The sequence below is a fragment of the Pediococcus acidilactici DSM 20284 genome, assembly GCF_000146325.1.
Taxonomy (GTDB): domain Bacteria; phylum Bacillota; class Bacilli; order Lactobacillales; family Lactobacillaceae; genus Pediococcus; species Pediococcus acidilactici.
In genome coordinates this window covers 1,140,522-1,158,041 of sequence record NZ_GL397067.1, presented here as the reverse complement: position 1 = coordinate 1,158,041, position 17,520 = coordinate 1,140,522, and the positions used below count along the sequence as shown (strand labels likewise).

18 protein-coding genes and 1 pseudogene are annotated in these 17,520 nt (G+C 41.9%); 17 read left to right on the top strand and 2 right to left on the bottom strand.

Annotated features, from left to right (window positions below; all coding sequences use genetic code 11):
• Positions 1–17 precede the first annotated feature (17 nt).
• The 14 genes and pseudogenes from HMPREF0623_RS05695 to HMPREF0623_RS05630 all read left to right on the top strand — a co-directional run bounded on the left by HMPREF0623_RS05695 (position 18) and on the right by HMPREF0623_RS05630 (position 14,446).
• On the top strand, positions 18–1,097 hold the full coding sequence (locus HMPREF0623_RS05695; protein ID WP_004166277.1) for a bifunctional glycosyltransferase family 2/GtrA family protein: 1,080 nt from the start codon (positions 18–20) through the stop codon (positions 1,095–1,097).
• Complete coding sequence (locus HMPREF0623_RS05690; RefSeq protein ID WP_004166276.1) at positions 1,097–3,061, top strand: glycosyltransferase family 2 protein; 1,965 nt, start codon at positions 1,097–1,099, stop codon at positions 3,059–3,061. The genes HMPREF0623_RS05695 and HMPREF0623_RS05690 overlap by 1 nt, the downstream gene beginning before the upstream one ends.
• Positions 3,062–3,091: 30 nt before the next feature.
• A pseudogene (locus tag HMPREF0623_RS05685) lies at positions 3,092–4,947 on the top strand (ABC transporter permease).
• Positions 4,948–5,029: 82 nt separating this feature from the next.
• The gene (locus HMPREF0623_RS09655; protein ID WP_002832515.1) at positions 5,030–5,197 is read left to right on the top strand and encodes a hypothetical protein; all 168 of its coding nucleotides are present in this window, start codon (positions 5,030–5,032) and stop codon (positions 5,195–5,197) included.
• Positions 5,198–5,426: 229 nt separating this feature from the next.
• Positions 5,427–6,770 carry an Nramp family divalent metal transporter gene (locus HMPREF0623_RS05675; protein ID WP_002829564.1) on the top strand — a complete coding sequence of 448 codons (1,344 nt, stop codon included), beginning with the start codon at positions 5,427–5,429 and terminating at the stop codon, positions 6,768–6,770.
• 281 nt (positions 6,771–7,051) lie between these two features.
• Positions 7,052–8,050: a ribose utilization transcriptional repressor RbsR gene (rbsR, locus tag HMPREF0623_RS05670; protein WP_004166271.1), complete on the top strand. Its 999-nt coding sequence runs from the start codon at positions 7,052–7,054 to the stop codon at positions 8,048–8,050.
• Between the two features lie 131 nt (positions 8,051–8,181).
• Entirely contained in the window at positions 8,182–9,087 is a 906-nt protein-coding gene (rbsK, locus tag HMPREF0623_RS05665; protein WP_002829566.1) for a ribokinase, read from the top strand.
• Between the two features lie 17 nt (positions 9,088–9,104).
• Complete coding sequence (rbsD, locus tag HMPREF0623_RS05660) at positions 9,105–9,500, top strand: D-ribose pyranase (RefSeq protein WP_002829567.1); 396 nt, start codon at positions 9,105–9,107, stop codon at positions 9,498–9,500.
• Positions 9,501–9,666: 166 nt separating this feature from the next.
• Positions 9,667–10,551 (top strand): ribose/proton symporter RbsU, encoded by an 885-nt coding sequence (rbsU, locus tag HMPREF0623_RS05655; RefSeq protein WP_004166265.1) that lies wholly within the window; start codon positions 9,667–9,669, stop codon positions 10,549–10,551.
• 208 nt (positions 10,552–10,759) lie between these two features.
• Positions 10,760–11,923 (top strand): NADH-dependent flavin oxidoreductase, encoded by a 1,164-nt coding sequence (locus HMPREF0623_RS05650; RefSeq protein WP_004166264.1) that lies wholly within the window; start codon positions 10,760–10,762, stop codon positions 11,921–11,923.
• Positions 11,924–12,213: 290 nt separating this feature from the next.
• Positions 12,214–13,098: a LysR family transcriptional regulator gene (locus HMPREF0623_RS05645; protein WP_004166263.1), complete on the top strand. Its 885-nt coding sequence runs from the start codon at positions 12,214–12,216 to the stop codon at positions 13,096–13,098.
• 89 nt (positions 13,099–13,187) lie between these two features.
• The gene (locus tag HMPREF0623_RS05640) at positions 13,188–13,697 is read left to right on the top strand and encodes a flavodoxin (RefSeq protein ID WP_004166262.1); all 510 of its coding nucleotides are present in this window, start codon (positions 13,188–13,190) and stop codon (positions 13,695–13,697) included.
• A 13-nt stretch (positions 13,698–13,710) separates the two neighbouring features.
• Entirely contained in the window at positions 13,711–14,127 is a 417-nt protein-coding gene (locus HMPREF0623_RS05635) for a cupin domain-containing protein (protein WP_002829573.1), read from the top strand.
• A 1-nt stretch (position 14,128) separates the two neighbouring features.
• The gene (locus tag HMPREF0623_RS05630) at positions 14,129–14,446 is read left to right on the top strand and encodes a carboxymuconolactone decarboxylase family protein (protein ID WP_002829574.1); all 318 of its coding nucleotides are present in this window, start codon (positions 14,129–14,131) and stop codon (positions 14,444–14,446) included.
• A gap of 244 nt (positions 14,447–14,690) precedes the next feature.
• Here HMPREF0623_RS05630 and HMPREF0623_RS05625 read toward each other — a convergent pair whose 3' ends face one another.
• The gene (locus tag HMPREF0623_RS05625) at positions 14,691–15,395 is read right to left on the bottom strand and encodes a MerR family transcriptional regulator (RefSeq protein ID WP_004166260.1); all 705 of its coding nucleotides are present in this window, start codon (positions 15,393–15,395) and stop codon (positions 14,691–14,693) included.
• Positions 15,396–15,934: 539 nt separating this feature from the next.
• Between HMPREF0623_RS05625 and HMPREF0623_RS09790 the strand changes: the two genes are divergently transcribed.
• From HMPREF0623_RS09790 to HMPREF0623_RS05615, 3 genes are read left to right on the top strand one after another with little or no spacing between them, the layout of a single operon-like run.
• Positions 15,935–16,057 (top strand): hypothetical protein, encoded by a 123-nt coding sequence (locus HMPREF0623_RS09790; RefSeq protein WP_004166258.1) that lies wholly within the window; start codon positions 15,935–15,937, stop codon positions 16,055–16,057.
• A 23-nt stretch (positions 16,058–16,080) separates the two neighbouring features.
• Complete coding sequence (locus tag HMPREF0623_RS05620; RefSeq protein ID WP_002829576.1) at positions 16,081–16,533, top strand: MarR family winged helix-turn-helix transcriptional regulator; 453 nt, start codon at positions 16,081–16,083, stop codon at positions 16,531–16,533.
• Between the two features lie 11 nt (positions 16,534–16,544).
• Complete coding sequence (locus HMPREF0623_RS05615; protein WP_004166256.1) at positions 16,545–17,078, top strand: GNAT family N-acetyltransferase; 534 nt, start codon at positions 16,545–16,547, stop codon at positions 17,076–17,078.
• Here the strand turns inward: HMPREF0623_RS05615 and HMPREF0623_RS05610 are convergent.
• Positions 17,075–17,485, bottom strand: a complete 411-nt coding sequence (locus tag HMPREF0623_RS05610) for a peptide deformylase (protein WP_004166255.1) — start codon at positions 17,483–17,485, stop codon at positions 17,075–17,077. The genes HMPREF0623_RS05615 and HMPREF0623_RS05610 overlap by 4 nt on opposite strands.
• Positions 17,486–17,520 lie beyond the last annotated feature (35 nt).

Here is a 17,520-nt window from a genome sequence, read left to right as displayed (position 1 = left end):
GATATCGGAGGAAACCAATGAAAGCTTACGGCATCTTGATTCCGGCATTAAATCCTGATGAAAAATTACTCGATTTAATTCAGGAGCTGTTAGAAAGTTCGGTTCCCGTACAGGCACTCGTGGTCGTTGACGATGGTAGCGACCAGCAGGCACAGCCAATTTTCCAACGTCTTGCAGATATGGAAGATGAACGTATTCATATACTGCATCACGAGGTTAATCGAGGAAAGGGAGCCGCGTTGAAAACTGGTTTCAAGTACATTTTAGAAAATTTTCCACAAATTCAGGGGATTGCTACCATGGATGCGGATGGACAACATCCGGTGGATGCATTAGCGGCTTGTATTCATCAGTTTGAAAAGCACCCGCAAGACTTAATTATCGGTGCACGCCAATTTACAAATCAAATCCCATGGCGGAGCCAGTTTGGTAACGTATTAACGCGTAAATTAGTGCGCATGCTCACTCGGCAAAATATTTCAGATACGCAAACTGGTCTACGGGTGATTCCTCGAAGCTACGTGAGGCAATTACTTAGTTTTCCGGGAGAACGTTTTGAATTTGAGTTTGACATGTTGCTTCGAGCACGGAAGTTCCAGGTTAAGATTACCGAACAACCAATCCCCACAATTTATTTAGATGGCAATAAGTCCTCACACTTTCGGGTGGTTCGTGATTCGGTCGCAATATACGCACGTTTTTTGAAATTCGCGATGAGCGGGTTGATTTCTTTTCTAGTTGATGTAGGATTGTTTGAATTAATGATTGTTTTGATGGGAAAAGAATTACTTGGGGAACGAATTATCGTGGCTACAATTGTTTCGCGCCTGCTATCTGCGATGGTTAATTACACGCTGAACCATCGGGTGGTATTTGGTAAGCAGGGCCGTCAAACCGTTATTAAATACGGGGGGGTGTTTATCATCCAGATGTTTGCTTCCGGATACCTAACTGATTTAGTTACGGGCTGGTTGCCACACAGCCAGGGTAGCATTGCACCGCTAATCGCCAAAATTGTGGTGGACTTTACGTTATTTATTATCAGCTATCAAATCCAACGTGATTTGATCTTTAAGGAAAAGCGAGGGGCTGACTAATGCCAAAAATTAAAAAAATTAGTTATATTTTAGCAATTGTTTTGTCCGTTTTGTACCTGTTATGGAGGGTGTTTTTTACAATCCCGTGGCATGCCCACCTCTTTACACTAATTTTTGCGTTGATGCTGGTTGGTAGTGAGATTGTCTCTAACTTTACGGCTTACGTATTGATTGTTTTCCGGTTAATCCGGCAAAAGAAGCCTGTCGATTTTAAAATTCCGGATTTTGATGATCGCCAACCCCTCCCGGCGATTGACGTGATTATCGTCACCCATAACGAAGAGGTGGCTTTATTGCGTAAAACCGTGAATGCGGCCAAATTCATGAAATATCCCGACCCTAAGTTGGTTAACGTGGTGCTTGCAGACGATGGGAATCGTCCGGAAGTCCGCCAGTTAGCCAAGGAGTACCATGCTAATTACGTTACGATGGAAGAAAATAAGCACGCTAAGGCGGGAAATATTAACAATGCATTGGAACAGCTTCATGCGCCGTTGTTTGCCATTTTTGACGCGGATATGGTACCTTTCTCCAACTTTTTAATGGAGAGCGTCCCGTTTTTTACGGAAAATTTTGCTGAATTACAAGAAGATCCCGACCATACCGTGCCATTAGGGTTTGTACAAACACCACAAAGCTTTTATAACGCAGATATTTTCCAGTTCAACCTCTTTTTACAAGATGCGGTGGTTAACGAACAAGACTTTTTCTCGCGGGATGTCAACGTTTTAAACGGCGCCAATGGGCATGCTTTATTTACCGGGTCTAACGCGGTGTTCTTACGGGAAGCGGTCGATAAAGTGGGTGGTTTTCCTACGGATACGATCACGGAGGACTTCGAATTAGGAACCAAAATTAACAGTGAGGGCTATAAGAGTTTGGCAACGGTAGAACCCGTTTCAAGCGGAATTACTCCGGTTGATATGAAGAGTGTTATCAAGCAACGGACGCGTTGGGCTCGGGGAGTAATTCAAAGTTGCCGTAACCTCCACATCTTTTTGAATCCCAAAATTAACTTGATTAATCGAATTATTTTGATTAATACGTGGCTTTACTGGTGGTCCTTTTTGCGCCGATTAATTTATATTGCAGCCCCGATTTTGTATGCCCTTTTTAAAGTGCAGGTCGTTAATGCTAATTTCTGGGTGCTAATGATTGTCTGGGCACCGGGATATTTCTTGCTGCACTTTGTACTGGGAGATGCCTCCAGTAATATTCGTAATGAACGGTGGGGAGAAATCCAAGAAACCTTTTTTGCCCCATACTTATTTTTACCCGTGTTACTGGAATCAATTGGTATTCACGCCAAAAAATTTAAAGTAACGGATAAAAAAGTACAATTTTCTTGGCGAGACAAATTGTACATCATCCCGTACTTGATTTTATGGTCGCTAACGTTAATTGCGATTATTAAATTTAACTGGGGAAAGTGGGGGTCAGAAATTATTGTGGGAAGTGTAATTACATTTTGGCTGGTAATGCACTTCATTAACCTTAGTTTCTGCCTATTTATCTCGATGAAACGAGACATTCATCGTCGTAGCGAACGATTTATTCGCCACGCAAAGGGCCGTATGCAGTTAGCAAATGGAAAATGGGCGGATTTTAAAACCCGAGACGTTTCGGATGGCGGTTTTTCGTTTGAATTGGATGACGACCAAAACCAACTAGAAATGGGCACGGAAACGACGGGAATCATCTATTACAAAAATTATCCAATTCATTTTAAGAGCAAAGTCGTCCGGGTAGTCGATACCGAACCAAAATGGTACGGAGTGACCGTTAACATTAAAGATCGTAAGGACCAAGATTACTACTTAGAACTAACGTATGACGGGGAAAACAAATTCCTCTCTAAAGAACAAGATAATTGGCTAACGCCGTTTGACCAACTTCATTTAAACGTGATTTTACGATTGAAGGAGTTAGAACGTTCCGCGACGCGCTTTATGCGCCGTTCATAAAAGTTAATTTAGAAATGTAGGTAAGGAAAAATGTCTTTCTTTGGTTTAGTTGTTTTTATGATGGCTCAATTGGGATATACGGGCCTGATTCGGATGACCGGCGTAAATAAATACATGTCGTGGATTACGGCAATGGTTGTCCAAACCTTAGCACTATATTTTCTGGCAATGGTAAATTTCTTGGAATTTGGGCTTAAAGCCGTTGTGATTGTGGGCTGTATTGGACTGGTTGTGCGGGTCGGCCTGATCAGTTTTAATCGGGGAAAGCTCCCCTTTGAAGGAATCCATTATTTTGACTTTTGGATGCTGTTTTTGGGAATTATGATGGGTCGCACTTTATATTTCAGTCCCTTAATTCACTACGATAATTATTCTCACTGGGCCGTAATGGTTAAGTTCTTATTGTTTCAAGGGCACTTACCAGCCGGAGGCGAAACCTTAATTTCTTTCACATCCTATCCACCGGCCGCGGCTTTATGGATCACGGAATTTGTTAGCTGGGTTGGTTTTAGTGAAGGCGCCATGTTAGTGGGACAATTCCTGTTGATTTGGGCGGGACTATACGCCCTTTTTGCTGCATTACGGGATCGTAGTCGTACTATGACAGCGTTCTTTTTGTGTTTCATCATTGCCATCAGTAACGTTTTTAACATCGCAATTCGGATGAATAACCTTCTGGTTGACTTTGTTTTGCCAGTGTTGGCGGCCGCAGCTTTCGCGGGAATTTATTCGTATCGACGCCATCCGTGGTTACAATGCGTAACTGCTGGGATTTTTAGCGCAGAACTGTTACTAATTAAAAATTCGGGGACGATGTACGTGGTGATGATTGGATGCTACCTGATGTACTCGTTAACCACTAACTATAGCGTTGGTAAGCATTGGCTACGGATCCGGTTTGCGTCATGGCGAACTGCACTTACTATGGGGCTCAGTTATTTACCCTTTTTTTGGTGGAACCAACACGTGCACAACACGTTTCACGCAGTTACTAAACATCAGATCAGCGCCCAAGCGTATCAAAGTCAGCTAAACCACGAAAGCTCTGCCGTAATGGGTCGGATTAGCCACCAATTCATCCATCAAATTTTAACGTTAAATTCCCTGTCTACGAGGGGCGTTTTATTAATTAACATTGGTTTAATCGTGGCCTGGGTGGTGATTGGACTTGTTTTACATAAGCGCACTCCGCTTTTAAAAGTACTATTAGCCATTGACCTTAGTTTTGTGGTTTATTACGTGAGTGTATTGGCTATGTACCTCGTTTCCATGCCGTACAAGGAGGCCATTCACCTTGATGGACTAGAAGTTACTTATCTAGCATGGTGGTTTTAAACCTCTTCCTAGCTGCTTTAGCAATTGCGATAGCGATGGATCGGGCAATGTTTGTACAAGAAATTCAAAAACGAGGCGTTCGTTCGTTTAGCTCGCTGATTACTAAAAACATTTACCAATTCACGACGCTTGCACTGATGATCTTTTCAACAATTTTGATGATTTCAGAAATTGATGGTGTGGAGTATAATAACGCGCATAGTCAAGAAGCGCTGCCGGTCCAGCTACCCCAAATCGCCAAGCAGACCACCAAGTACAACCACCAAAAAGTTCTGTTAGTCGACCCGCATCAAGACGACGTAGCAAGTTACTACGCGGGATACGTTGGAAAATATTATTTCTTTTCGGACAACCTGGTCGCTCGTGAAGATTTCATGATGTCGCCAACCGACTTTAAAAAATTAGTTCAAAGTTACCAATACATCGCGCTTCCAGAATGGCACCGTACGTTTACGGTAATGTTGCAAAAGACCTATCACCAAGATTATCGTACCGGATTATTTCGGGTGACGCCCGAGGGACTAGTTAAAGTTAGGCAAGTTAAACCATAGGCGCTATAATTGGCTTAATGCTTAAATGTGACAATGGGTCCTTAAATGACTAAATTGATTAAAAATAAGTTGGGTGAATTTGATGGATTGGCGTCGTAAAATCCGCGAAATACTTTTGTTTGTGCTGATTACCACGGGGATGAGCTGGTGGGTGGCGGACTTTTTCCCTCATCAGTTTCAATTTAACTGGGGAATTATTGTCGTAGTGAACCTTATGTTTGCAATCGCTGTGTTAACCCGTAAGCGATAATTAAAGGCCACGGAACGTTGTGAAAAAAATTAAGCGCAATTGTGGTCATTTAAATAACGGTTTATGGTATAGTAGTTATGGTTTTTGAAAAGAGCACTCCGTTTTAAAAAAGAAGATATCAAAAATTGATCCATTTTTATTTCGCTGATATTAAAATGGGTCAATTTTTAGCGTGGAGAGTTTGTTTCAAGTTACCGAATTTCTAAACCAATAGAAAAGAGGGACTACAATGTCAGAAAAACTCGATGAAGTAGATAATAAGAGCTTAGATGAGATTAACGGTAGTATTAAGGTGCCAAAGAATGCCGGTTTTTTCAAAACGTTAATGGCCTACACTGGGCCGGGAATCTTAATCGCGGTTGGTTACATGGACCCAGGGAACTGGATTACGTCAATCGCGGGTGGTGCTCAATTTAAATATACGTTGCTGTCGGTCATTTTGATTTCTAGCTTAATTGCCATGCTTTTACAAGCGATGTCGGCACGGTTAGGAATTGTAACCGGAAAGGATTTAGCGCAGTTAACTCGGGAGCGTACTAGTAAACGAGTTGGATTCATGCTGTGGGTAGTTGCTGAATTAGCAATTATGGCGACCGACATTGCGGAAATTATTGGTTCGGGGATTGCGCTTGAGCTATTATTCCACATTCCACTAATTATCGGGATCTTAATTACCGCAGCGGACGTATTGATTTTGCTGTTGCTAATGCGCTTAGGCTTCCGGAAAATTGAGGCGATTGTAGCGACATTGGTAATGGTGATCTTAATTGTTTTTGCTTACGAAGTTTTCCTTTCGGATCCTAGTATTTCGGGAATCATTAAAGGTTACGTGCCTGCACCAGTAATTTTGCAGAACAATTCAATGCTATATTTATCATTGGGAATCGTGGGGGCAACCGTAATGCCTCACGACCTTTACCTAGGATCTTCGATTTCGCAAACGCGTGAAATTGACCGCCGGGATCGTAAAAACGTGGCTCAAGCAATTCGTTTTTCCACGATTGACTCTAATATGCAACTATTTTTGGCGTTTATCGTCAACAGTTTGCTCTTGATTTTAGGGGCGGCTTTATTTTACGGAACCGATAGCTCGTTAGGTCGATTTGTGGACTTGTTCAATGCGCTTAGTGACAATCAAATTGTTGGAGCAATTGCTAGTCCAATGTTGAGTATGCTATTTGCGGTAGCGTTGCTCGCGTCTGGACAAAGTTCAACGATTACCGGAACCCTTTCCGGACAAATTATCATGGAAGGTTTCATTCGCCTGAGGGTTCCGTTGTGGGTACAACGGTTGGTAACCCGTTTGCTCTCGGTGGCACCGGTTTTGATTTTTGCGATTTACTATCATGGTGACGAAGCCAAGATTGAAAATCTATTGACTTTCTCCCAAGTGTTCCTCAGTGTTGCGTTACCATTTGCGGTAATTCCGTTGGTAATGTATACCAGTAGTAAAAAACTGATGGGTGAGTTTGCTAACCGTCAGTGGGTGAAGTGGTGTGCTTGGATTGCTACAATAATATTGATTTTATTGAACATTTATCTAATCTTACAAACTTTAGGAATCGTTAAATGAAGTTAAAACTGAACTTCAATTGAAGTTAAAAATTAGTTTTATAAGCGGGCTGTCAGGAATTTCTGACAGCCTGTTTTTTTAGTTTCCGTAACTAAGGAATCTTGCAGTAAAAATGCTTTTGTCAGCTTGATAAAGCCAACGGAACAGCTGATTTTTCGGGTGAATAATTAATTATTAATTCTATGAGACCGTAAAATCTTCCAAAGAGATTTGCACACGCTTGCTTTTTTTAGTGTACACTATTCCTTAAAATAATTTATCAATTAGGTGTGGTTGACATAATGAATAAAAAGAAAGTTACGATCAAAGACGTTGCCAAAGCTGCCGGGGTTTCTGTTACTACGGTTTCCCAATCTTTAAATGGGAACGGCTCTCGTTTCTCTCCAAGAACGATCAAACGTATTCAACGCGCTAAAGAAAAACTGGGTTACGAACCAGATTACTTTGCGCAGCGGATGATTATGAAGAAAAGTAAGATGATCGGGGTGTTGGTTCCGGACATTACTAATCCCTTTTTCAACAGCTTAGTTCGTGGGATTGAAAACGTATTATACCAATATGATTTCATGACGATGCTTTGCAACGCGGATATGGACCAGGGCAAGGAAGACCGTTATTTGACGGAACTTACCCACCGGGGAGTCGATGGGTTTATCATTGCTAGCTCGTCAATTTCTAACGAGGCAATTCAAAAAATTCTGCGCGGCGAAAAATTTCCTTTTATCGTTTTAGACCAAAAAAAGTCGGAGGGAATCAGCGACGCGGTCCTCACCGACGATTTTTCTGGTGGACAACAAGCGGCCCAGCATTTATGGGATTTAGGTCACCGGCAAGTCGCCGTTGTAATGCCTGAAAACGCCACGGAAAATATTCAAAACCGACTTCGCGGCTTCCAAACGGTATTTGGGGAAGACGAGATTGTTCGCGTAGACGCCGAGCTATCCAAAAAGAGCGGACGTAAAGCGGCCCAAGCGGTAATTAATTCGCCCGCGACGGCGATTTTTGCGGTAAACGATCAAATTGCCTTAGGGTTATACCTCGGGCTGGCTGATCAGGGGTGCCGGATTCCTGAAGATTACAGCGTAATTGGGTACGATAACATTGATATGTGCGAATACGTGGCCCCCCAGTTAACTACGATTGCGCAGCCAATTTTTGAATTAGGGCAAACTACAGCAAAAATGTTAATTGACCGAATCGAAAAGCCTAACAAACAATGGGAAGAAGAGTTGTTGCCGGTTCAATTAGTAAAACGATTTTCCACTGCCCGTTTGAATTAATTTAAGTGTTGTGCTATATTTCTATTATGTCTTTAAAACGTTTTCATGCGGAAGACATTTTTATTTTTTTGTTTAGTAAAACGTTTTACCTAAAATAAACGGCAATTTTTTAAACTCAGGAGGAAAACAAGTTGAGTACGGTAACGATTATTGGAAGTATTAATTTAGATCGCACAATTCGGGTTAAGCAAATGCCCAAACCTGGAGAAACGATGCATACAAAAGAAATCTTCTCCGCTGGTGGCGGCAAGGGCGCAAACCAAGCGGTGGCAGCTAAGCGTTCCGAAGCAAAAACCAATTTTATTGGTGCAGTAGGAAACGATGATGCTGGCCGGGCAATGTTAGATTTACTAGAACATGAAGACATTGACCTTAGTGGAGTTACTACTTTGGACAATCAGGCAACTGGTCAAGCATACATTGTGGTTGACGACGCTGGTGAAAATGAAATTATGCTTCATGCCGGTGCAAACATGGCCTTTACTCCGGATTACGTAGCATCTAAAGCAGACGTGATTAAAAATAGTGATTTCGTTATTGCTCAATTTGAAACTGGGTTAGAAGCAACTACTAAGGCTTTTGAAATCGCTCACGAAGCGGGTGTAAAAACAATTTTGAATCCGGCTCCCGCAATTGAAAAGGTTCCGGATGATTTGCTAGCCGTAACGGATATGATTATTCCTAACGAAACGGAAACTGAAATCCTCACTGGAATTGAAGTCACTGACGAAGCTAGCATGGTGAAGGCTGCTAAAGCTTTGCATGACCAAGGAATTAAGGCCGTGTTAATCACCATTGGTAGTAAGGGAACTTTCTACAGTGTTAATGGTGAAACCGGGATCGTTCCCGCATTTAAGGTGAAGGCGGTCGACACTACTTCAGCTGGAGATACTTTCATCGGTGCCATGAGCACGGTTTTGAATCCAGACTTTAGCAATCTTAAAGACGCAATCCTTTACGGTAATAAGGCGTCATCATTGACGGTGCAACGCTTTGGTGCGCAACCATCGATTCCATATAAGAAAGAATTAAATTAACGAAGGAGTGCGGAAAAATGAAAAAAACAAAAGTAATCAATTCAGATATTTCACGGGTAATTGCCCAAATGGGTCACTTCGATAAGTTAAGCATTGGTGACGCGGGTATGCCAGTACCAGCAGGAACCGAAAAAATCGACTTAGCAGTTGATAATGGAATTCCAAGCTTTACTCAAGTACTTTTGAATGTTTTAGAAGAATTAGAAGTACAACGAATTTACTTAGCGGAAGAAATCAAGACCGAAAATCCTAAGATGTTGGAAAGCATTCAAGAAATAATGCCTAACGTGCCGGTTACTTTCATTCCACACTCAGAAATGAAGCAAGACTTAAACAACTGTCGCGCGTTCATTCGGACGGGAGAAATGACGCCTTATTCAAATATCATTTTGGAAAGTGGCGTAGTATTTTAATTACCCTTAAGGGGATTGAGCAGTTAGATGGTCAATATTAACTACGATAAAAGATTTCCATTGGCCTATTGAAGGCGTATCATTAATATGTTTGGTCAACGCCATAGGAATTAACCGAGGCTGCGGAAGCAATGTTCCCAGCCTCTTTATTTAAGGGGGAAAAAGTATGAATGCAACAGCAATTTTAATCGGTCTTGGACCGTTGATTGGGTGGGGACTGTTTCCTACCCTAGCATCTAAAATCGGCGGTCGTCCGGTTGACCAGATTGTCGGGACCGCTTTTGGTACTTTCATTTTTGCGTTGATAGTCGCAATGGTGAACGGCCTAAGCTTACCTACCGGTTGGAACTTAGTTTTAACCATCGCTTCTGGAATTGGTTGGGCAAGTGCTGAAATTATTACATTTAAGAGTTTTGCAATGATTGGTTCATCACGTGCAATGCCAATTACTACGGCGTTTCAACTCTTGGGAGCTTCGTTATGGGGCGTGATCGCCTTAGGAAACTGGCCAGGAATCACGGCTAAAATCGTTGGTGGAATCGCCTTAATCATGATTATTTTTGGTGCTTCCTTGACGGTTTGGTCGGAACACAAAACAAAGGAAAATTCCAAGTTAATTACCCAAGCAGTGGGTTGGTTAGCAGTCGGGGAAATCGGATACTGGGTATATTCGGCAGCGCCTCAAGCAACTCCAGTTGACGGAATGCACGCTTTCTTGCCACAAGCGATTGGGATGGTAATTGTGGGCGTTGTCTACGCCGTCTTCCTTTCGATGAAGGGCGAAAAATCGGCCTTAACTGAAGCAGTTTCTTATAAACAAATCATTTCGGGCTTTTTCTTTGCCTTTGCAGCGTTGACTTACTTGATTTCGGCACAACCAAACATGAATGGTTTGGCAACTGGTTTCATCTTGTCACAAACATCAGTAGTTTTGGCAACCTTAACCGGAATATGGTTCTTAGGTCAAAAAAAGACGCCAAAAGAAATGGCCGTTACGATTGCTGGTTTAGTACTAATTCTAGTAGCAGCAACCATTACGGTAATGATTTAATTCAATTAAATTAAGCTAAAGTGCAACTAATTTAGATAAAGCTCCTCAAGGATGAAAATGCTTGAGGAGCTTTTTTGTAGTGTCAGGTGGATTGTAATTTTTTATGTATAAGCAATTAGTTTTAGTAGGATAAGTTTTTTCGGTTGATTGGAATCGTTTTCCTAGTATACTCGTAAGTGTAAGGGATTTTTAGAAAGGAAGCGAAAAAATGGTGAGCTACAAGTTTTTACAGCCATACACGTTTAAAAATGGGGCACAAGTCAAAAATCGAGTGGTGATTCCGCCAATGACCATCCAATCTAGTTTAGAAGACGGGTCGGTTTCGCGAGACGACCTATTCTACGCAGGATTGCGTGCTGGAGGAGTGGGCATGTTTATTAGTCCAGTTGCTAACGTCACGGGTGATGGAAAAGGGTTTGAAGGCGAACTTTCGGTTGCGGACGACCGCTTCATTCCAGGATTGGCTAAACTAGCCGCAACCATGAAAAAGGGCGGCACTAAGGCAATTCTGCAGATTTTTCATGCCGGACGGATGTCAAACAGCAAAGTTTTACGGGGCACTCAACCGGTTAGCGCAAGTGCAGTAGCTGCTCCGCGAGAAGGAATGGAAACTCCTCGAGAATTGTCAGAAATTGAAATTGAGCAAATTATCAAAGCCTTTGGCGAAGCTACCCGACGAGCAATTCAAGCGGGGTTCGACGGGGTCGAAATTCACGGTGCCAATACGTATTTGATTCAACAATTTTTCTCACCGCATTCCAACCGGCGCACGGATCACTGGGGTGGCTCGGTAGAAAAACGGATGAACTTTGGGTTGGCAGTCGTTCAGGCTGCACACCGTGCGGTTGCCAAATATGCTGGAGACCACTTTATGCTAGGCTATCGTATTTCACCAGAAGAGATAGAAGAGCCTGGGATTCGCCTAGCGGACACCCTGCAATTTATCGACGAATTGGCTGACCAGCCGCTGGATTATCTTCACGTTTCGATGGGAAACGTATGGCGAAAGTCATTAAACGACGACAGTGAAAAACGGCCCACCATTTTGCGTATTAAAAAACAAGTGCATAATCGCTTACCAATCATCGGAGTTGGTTCGGTAGAAACGCCAGCTGACGCGGAAAAGGTGATGGACGAGGGGATTGACTTCGTCGCTTTGGGCCGTGAATCGCTGCGCGAACCGCAATGGGTTGAAAAAGTTGCGCGGGGTCATGAAGACGCCATTCGTTACCAGGTGGATCCGGACGCACTAGACGAATTAGGTCTAAATCCGGCGTTAATGGATTTCTTGGGTCAAATTGGGACAGATTTGCGTTTTATTGGTGCCGATCGCGAAAAAAAGTCAGGTGACAGCGTCGTTTTTGACCGTTAAATTTCACGAACTAGGGGAAATTATGTCAAAAGTTGGGTGGTTTATAAACACTCACTGAAAGGCGACCATTATGCCAAATTTAGGCGTGATGGTCGCTTTTAGGTTAAGCGGAACATGTACGTTTGGAGTCCAGGCAAAGCACCTGCGATGTATCCAATACCTTTAGGTTCTGCTTGAACCTATCCTTGGCTTATTAGTTGGTTATGGTTGAAATGGCAGTACTTATTGAAGTTAAATTAAGTTAAAATAAACGTGTTGAACTTCAATTTTATAAATGATTGGGGAAGAATATGGAAATTCGTACGCTTAAATATTTTTGGACAATTGCTGAGGAAGGTACCATTTCTGGGGCTGCAGAAATCCTGCACATCACACAACCAACTCTTAGCCGCCAACTAAGGGAGTTAGAAAATGAACTGGGTACTGCTTTATTTATTCGCGGACGCCGTAAATTACAATTAACTGAAGCAGGACTATTTTTAAAGACTCGGGCGGAAGAAATTTTGCAACTAACCCAACAAACTAGTCGCGAGTTTGAAAATCGACGGAAACAGTTATTTAGTGGTCACGTAGCCATTGGGTGCGTGGAGGCGGATAATTCGGATACCTTAGCTTTAATTTTAGAAGATTTTGTTCAGGATTATCCCCAAGTGACGTTCACCATCTACAGTGGTACTAGTGATGACATCACTACACGATTAGATAAAGGGCTATTAGACGTAGCAATACTATTGAAACCAATTGAAACTGAAAAATATGGCGAAATCACCCTTCCACATACTGAAAGGTGGGGGCTTCTCGTAGCAAAAGACTCGTTTTTGGCGCGAAAAAAAGCTATTCATCCAACAGATTTATGGGGGATGCCATTATTCATTGCGAGGCGGCCAGAAGTCCAGCAGTTGCTTGCTGAATGGAGTGGCATTGCTTATAACCAATTGCGAATTGTAGGTAACTTTAATTTAAGTTTCAATATTCTAGCACTAGTTAAGCGACAAGTCGGACATGCTTTTGGAATTGAAGGAGCAATCTCACAGACCAATCCTGATGGAATTAAATTTTTGCCATTAGATCCGGAAATAAAAACCAATTGCGTACTGGTTTGGCGAAAAGAACGAAGGCATTCACCAGTGGTCAATCAGTTCATTGATTACTTTAGAGATGCCTTCAAGGCATAGTGGTATAAATTATAAGCGTTTTACGTATATTAAAAATAGCTGTAGCATTATCGTTGTTGATAAAGTTACAGCTTTTTTAGGAGGAGACGATGACAGTTATCTATTTTTCGCACGTTGGTGAGCACTGGATTAACGGGCGCCCAGTTCAACAAGATGTGGGAAATACCCAATTTTTAGCAGAACAAATTGCACAAGTTTTAGGAGAAAGCCCAGTTCGGATAGTTCCAGAAGAGTTTTATCCGCAGGAATATGAAGAATTAGTTGAAAAAATACGGGAGGAACGGCAGACGCGGCGGTTACCAGCAATCGCTAAACCTCATGAAATAGAAGTTAACGATCGGTTATTGATTGGATACCCAATATGGTTTGGAACCATCCCCAACGTAGTAAAAAACTTTTTACAACAATTGAAGAATCCGCCCCAAGTAACGTACCCATTTTGTACCAACGAAGGTAGCGGAATGGGCAATAGCGAAAATGAACTGCGTCAAATCTTACCGTTAACAAAATTAGAACCTGGATTAGCAATTCGTGGGTCGCGTGTGCAACAGGCAACGACGGCGATATCACATTGGTTAAAACAATTAAACTTAATTTAGGAGGAATTTAAGAATGAAAAATGAAGAAGTCAAAAATGGAGTGATTTTTCCCATAGGGGCAAAAAACGAGGCATATGCTCAATTTTTTACCGGACAAAGTTACCTACAAAATTTGGTGGCTGATTCGGCAGTTAACGTGGGAGTAGGTAACGTAACTTTCGAACCGGGATGCCGGAATAATTGGCATATCCATCACAATGGCTTTCAAATCTTATTGGTAACTGGCGGAGAAGGGTGGTACCAAGAAGAAGGTGCGCCTGCCCAACATCTTGAACCAGGCGATGTAGTGGTCACCCATGATGGTATCAAACATTGGCATGGTGCAACCAAGGACAGTTGGTTTGAACATATTGCAATTACTGCGGGGACCCCAGAATGGTTGGAACCCGTAAGTGATGAACAGTACGCAGCAGTTGAGGAGGATGAATAGAATGGCAAAAAAACAAACGGCTGGACGTGAACAGTTAGGCGACTTAGCACCAAAATTTGCAGAACTTAATGATGACGTATTATTTGGGGAAGTATGGTCGCGTGAAAGTCAGCTTTCGGCGCGGGACCGGAGTATGATCACTTGCGCGAGTTTACTAACTCAAGGAGCATTCCCTCAATTGGAAGCACATATGAAAATGGCTAAGACCAATGGCGTAACTAAAGATGAAATGGTGGAATTAGTTACCCACCTCGCATTTTACGCGGGTTGGCCAAAGGCTTGGTCAGCATTTGGGCTAGTTAAGAAGATTTTTGATTAATAAAGTAGTGTAGATTAATTTTTAAACCTAATTAAGGACAATCAATTTAAAATCACGTTTCAAGAATGCTAATCCATCTTGAGACGTGCTTTTTACTGGTAGGCAAAAACTAGATTGGTACAGCTAAAATAAACTCCAGCCCCTAGTTTCCATTGGTTAACCAAAAAAGAACGCTAATCGCATAATCCGCGATTAACGTTCTTTTTTAATTGATCCTCGAGAGTTACCCGGGATTCGGAATGTGCTATATTTCCACGCAATAACCCTCATAGTCACAGTTGGGGCACCCTAGCCAACGAGTCTTTGGTGAATGTTTTGCCCAGAAAAATTCGCCAAACGCTGGCTTGAAGTATGCTTCGCATTGCGGGCAGACGTACTCAACCGAGCGGTAGTATGCGTATACGGCAATTGCCACAGCAACTATAATGGGGCAAAAAGCGGCCACCCCCCACCAGTTACTACTGGAAATGCCATACCAAATTGCCAATATTTCTAAAATATCAATTAGGCCCCCGAAAACAAACAACGCGCTTCGTTTCCTGGTTAAACTACGTCGCCGACGAATGCTTTCCTCAATGCCAATAAAGGAATTAGGCGTGATGGGAATTTGATCAGTTAACCAGTGTTTAATTTCACCAATCGTTTTTAAAGTATCCTCTTGTTGTTTAATCTTTTGCTTTAATTGTAGTTCTTCTTGGTTAAGCAAAGTTTGGAGCACTTCGTCAAAATTCGGGCTGTTTAAAAGCTCCTTAATATTATTCAAAGAAAGTCCGAGCGATTTCAAGAAAGTAATTAATTCTAATTGTTCTAATTCATGGTCGGTGTAAACACGTCGACCCGCTTCTGAAAGTTTAGCAGGGGAAAGCAGTTGTCGCCGGTCGCAATACTGAATCGTGCGGATACTTACCCCTACTTTTTTGGCTAGTTCACCAGTGGAATAATTAGCCATTAAAACTCACCTCCATGCTTATTTATATCTAATTACGTAAGGGGATTAGCAAGCAGTATTTAGTTATTAAGTATATTTTAACTTCAATTGAAGTTAAATACGATTGCGTTTTACAGTTAAAGGTATTAAATTGGCAGTAAAATGCATATTTGGTTACATAATATGCTATAAAAAGTGGTTGCTTAAACGATAATGGTGAAAAGCTTTAGCAAATTACAATTATTGAACGACAGTAATTTAGAAATTAATATTCGAGTAATCTTGGGTTTAAGTATTACTAAGATTCCAGGATGATGTCAGGCCCAATTTGCCAAAATTAGGTGGAGAACCTTGGTATATTACTAGAATTTCTAGTAGTATTGACTTTGTTAATTATTATCGAGCTACGCCGTTATTGGAAGGCATAAAAATGTACGGAAGAGTATTTGAAAATTATAAAAATGGCTTTAACAACAAGCTCTGGCAAAAGAGAAGCGAAGTTCCCGATTGATTGCACTGGATTTATTTGCAAGGGATGGCACAATTAGAGTGCTTCAACTGTGTGGACGATTATTGGGCAGCTGGCGGTTTACTTTTTACAACAACGCTTTGCTCATAACGGGAATGAAACGGATGATTTGAAATTGATTGAAGGTCAAATCGTGCGGGCACTACGTAAATAATACATCGTGGAGAGGAATACGGAATGGAAGACATTTTGCGAGTTATTGGTTCAATTGCACGCGAATTAGACTCAATTGCTAACGTGGAATTCAAAGAAATCAACCTTACCAAGGGGCAATTTTTGTACCTTGCCCGGGTTTGTGAAAATCCAGGAATTATTCAAGGAGAATTAGCTGAACTTCTGCGAGTTGACCGGACTACGGCAGCGCGAGCGTTGCGTAAATTAGAAGATCAAGGATTGATTAGTCGCCAATTTACGGCAGATAACCAAAAAATTAAACGCCTTTATCCAACCGAAAAGGGGCGGTCTGTTTACCCCATTATCAAGCGGGAAAACGAGTATTCTAACGCAACCGCCTTGCAAGGTCTCTCTGAAGAAGAAGTTAAACAGGTTCGTAATTTATTACTTCGGGTGGAAAAAAACGTTAATGCTGACTGGCATTACGTTAAGAACGGAAACCATCGCGATTATTGAGGTGAAATTGAATGACAATTGAAGTTCAACCGATTCGAGAACGAGATCTAGCCAACTTACGCAGGATAAGCATTGAAACCTTTGGCGCGACTTTTGGACCCTACAATGCGGAAGCAGATTTACAGCAGCATTATCAACGAGCGTATAATGTTGATCAACTTCGTCAGGAATTATTGAATCCAGAATCGCAATTCTTTTTTGCAAAAATTGATGATGAAATTGCCGGATACTTGAAAACCAACGTTGGGGATGCACAATCTGAACCGATGGGAGCGCAAGTTTTGGAAGTGGAACGGATTTATGTACGACCGTCTTTTCAACGCAGAGGCGTAGGCACTTGCTTAATTAAGCAAGCTGAACAACTTGCTTACGCAGCTCATAAAACTCAAATTTGGCTAGGAGTTTGGGAGAATAATAAAAAAGCCCAGCATTTTTACCAGATGCAGGGCTTTAAACAAGTTGGGGACCACCGTTTTCAGTTAGGAAAATCGGAACAACGCGATTTAATTTTAATGAAGCCGGTTAATAATATTTCCGAAGGTTAAATTAAAATTCCAGCACAGTGGTCGATTTCGTGTTGGATGATTTCAGCGATCCAGCCACTAAAATGCTGGGTCTGTTTTTTGAAGTTCAAATCTTGGTATTGAACCTCAATTTCTTTGTAACGAGTGGTTGAACGTTCGCCAGTTAATGAAAGACAGCCTTCCTTAGCTTGATAAGGATGGCTTTTTTTGGTTAATTTAGGATTCAGCATGGCAATATTCATCACGCCGATGGATACGGCAATAATTTGTTTTTTAACCCCAATCATGTTGGCGGCTAAACCAACTGCCCGATCGGCATTGGCTGCTAAAGTATCCACAAGATCCAAAGCCGTGGGTAAATCAGCCCGAGTTGCAGGAACTGACTTTTGGGATAAGAAATTTTGATCACGGACAATATTTTTCTGCATAAGTTCTCCTTAAATAGCGTTTTAACCATTTTACC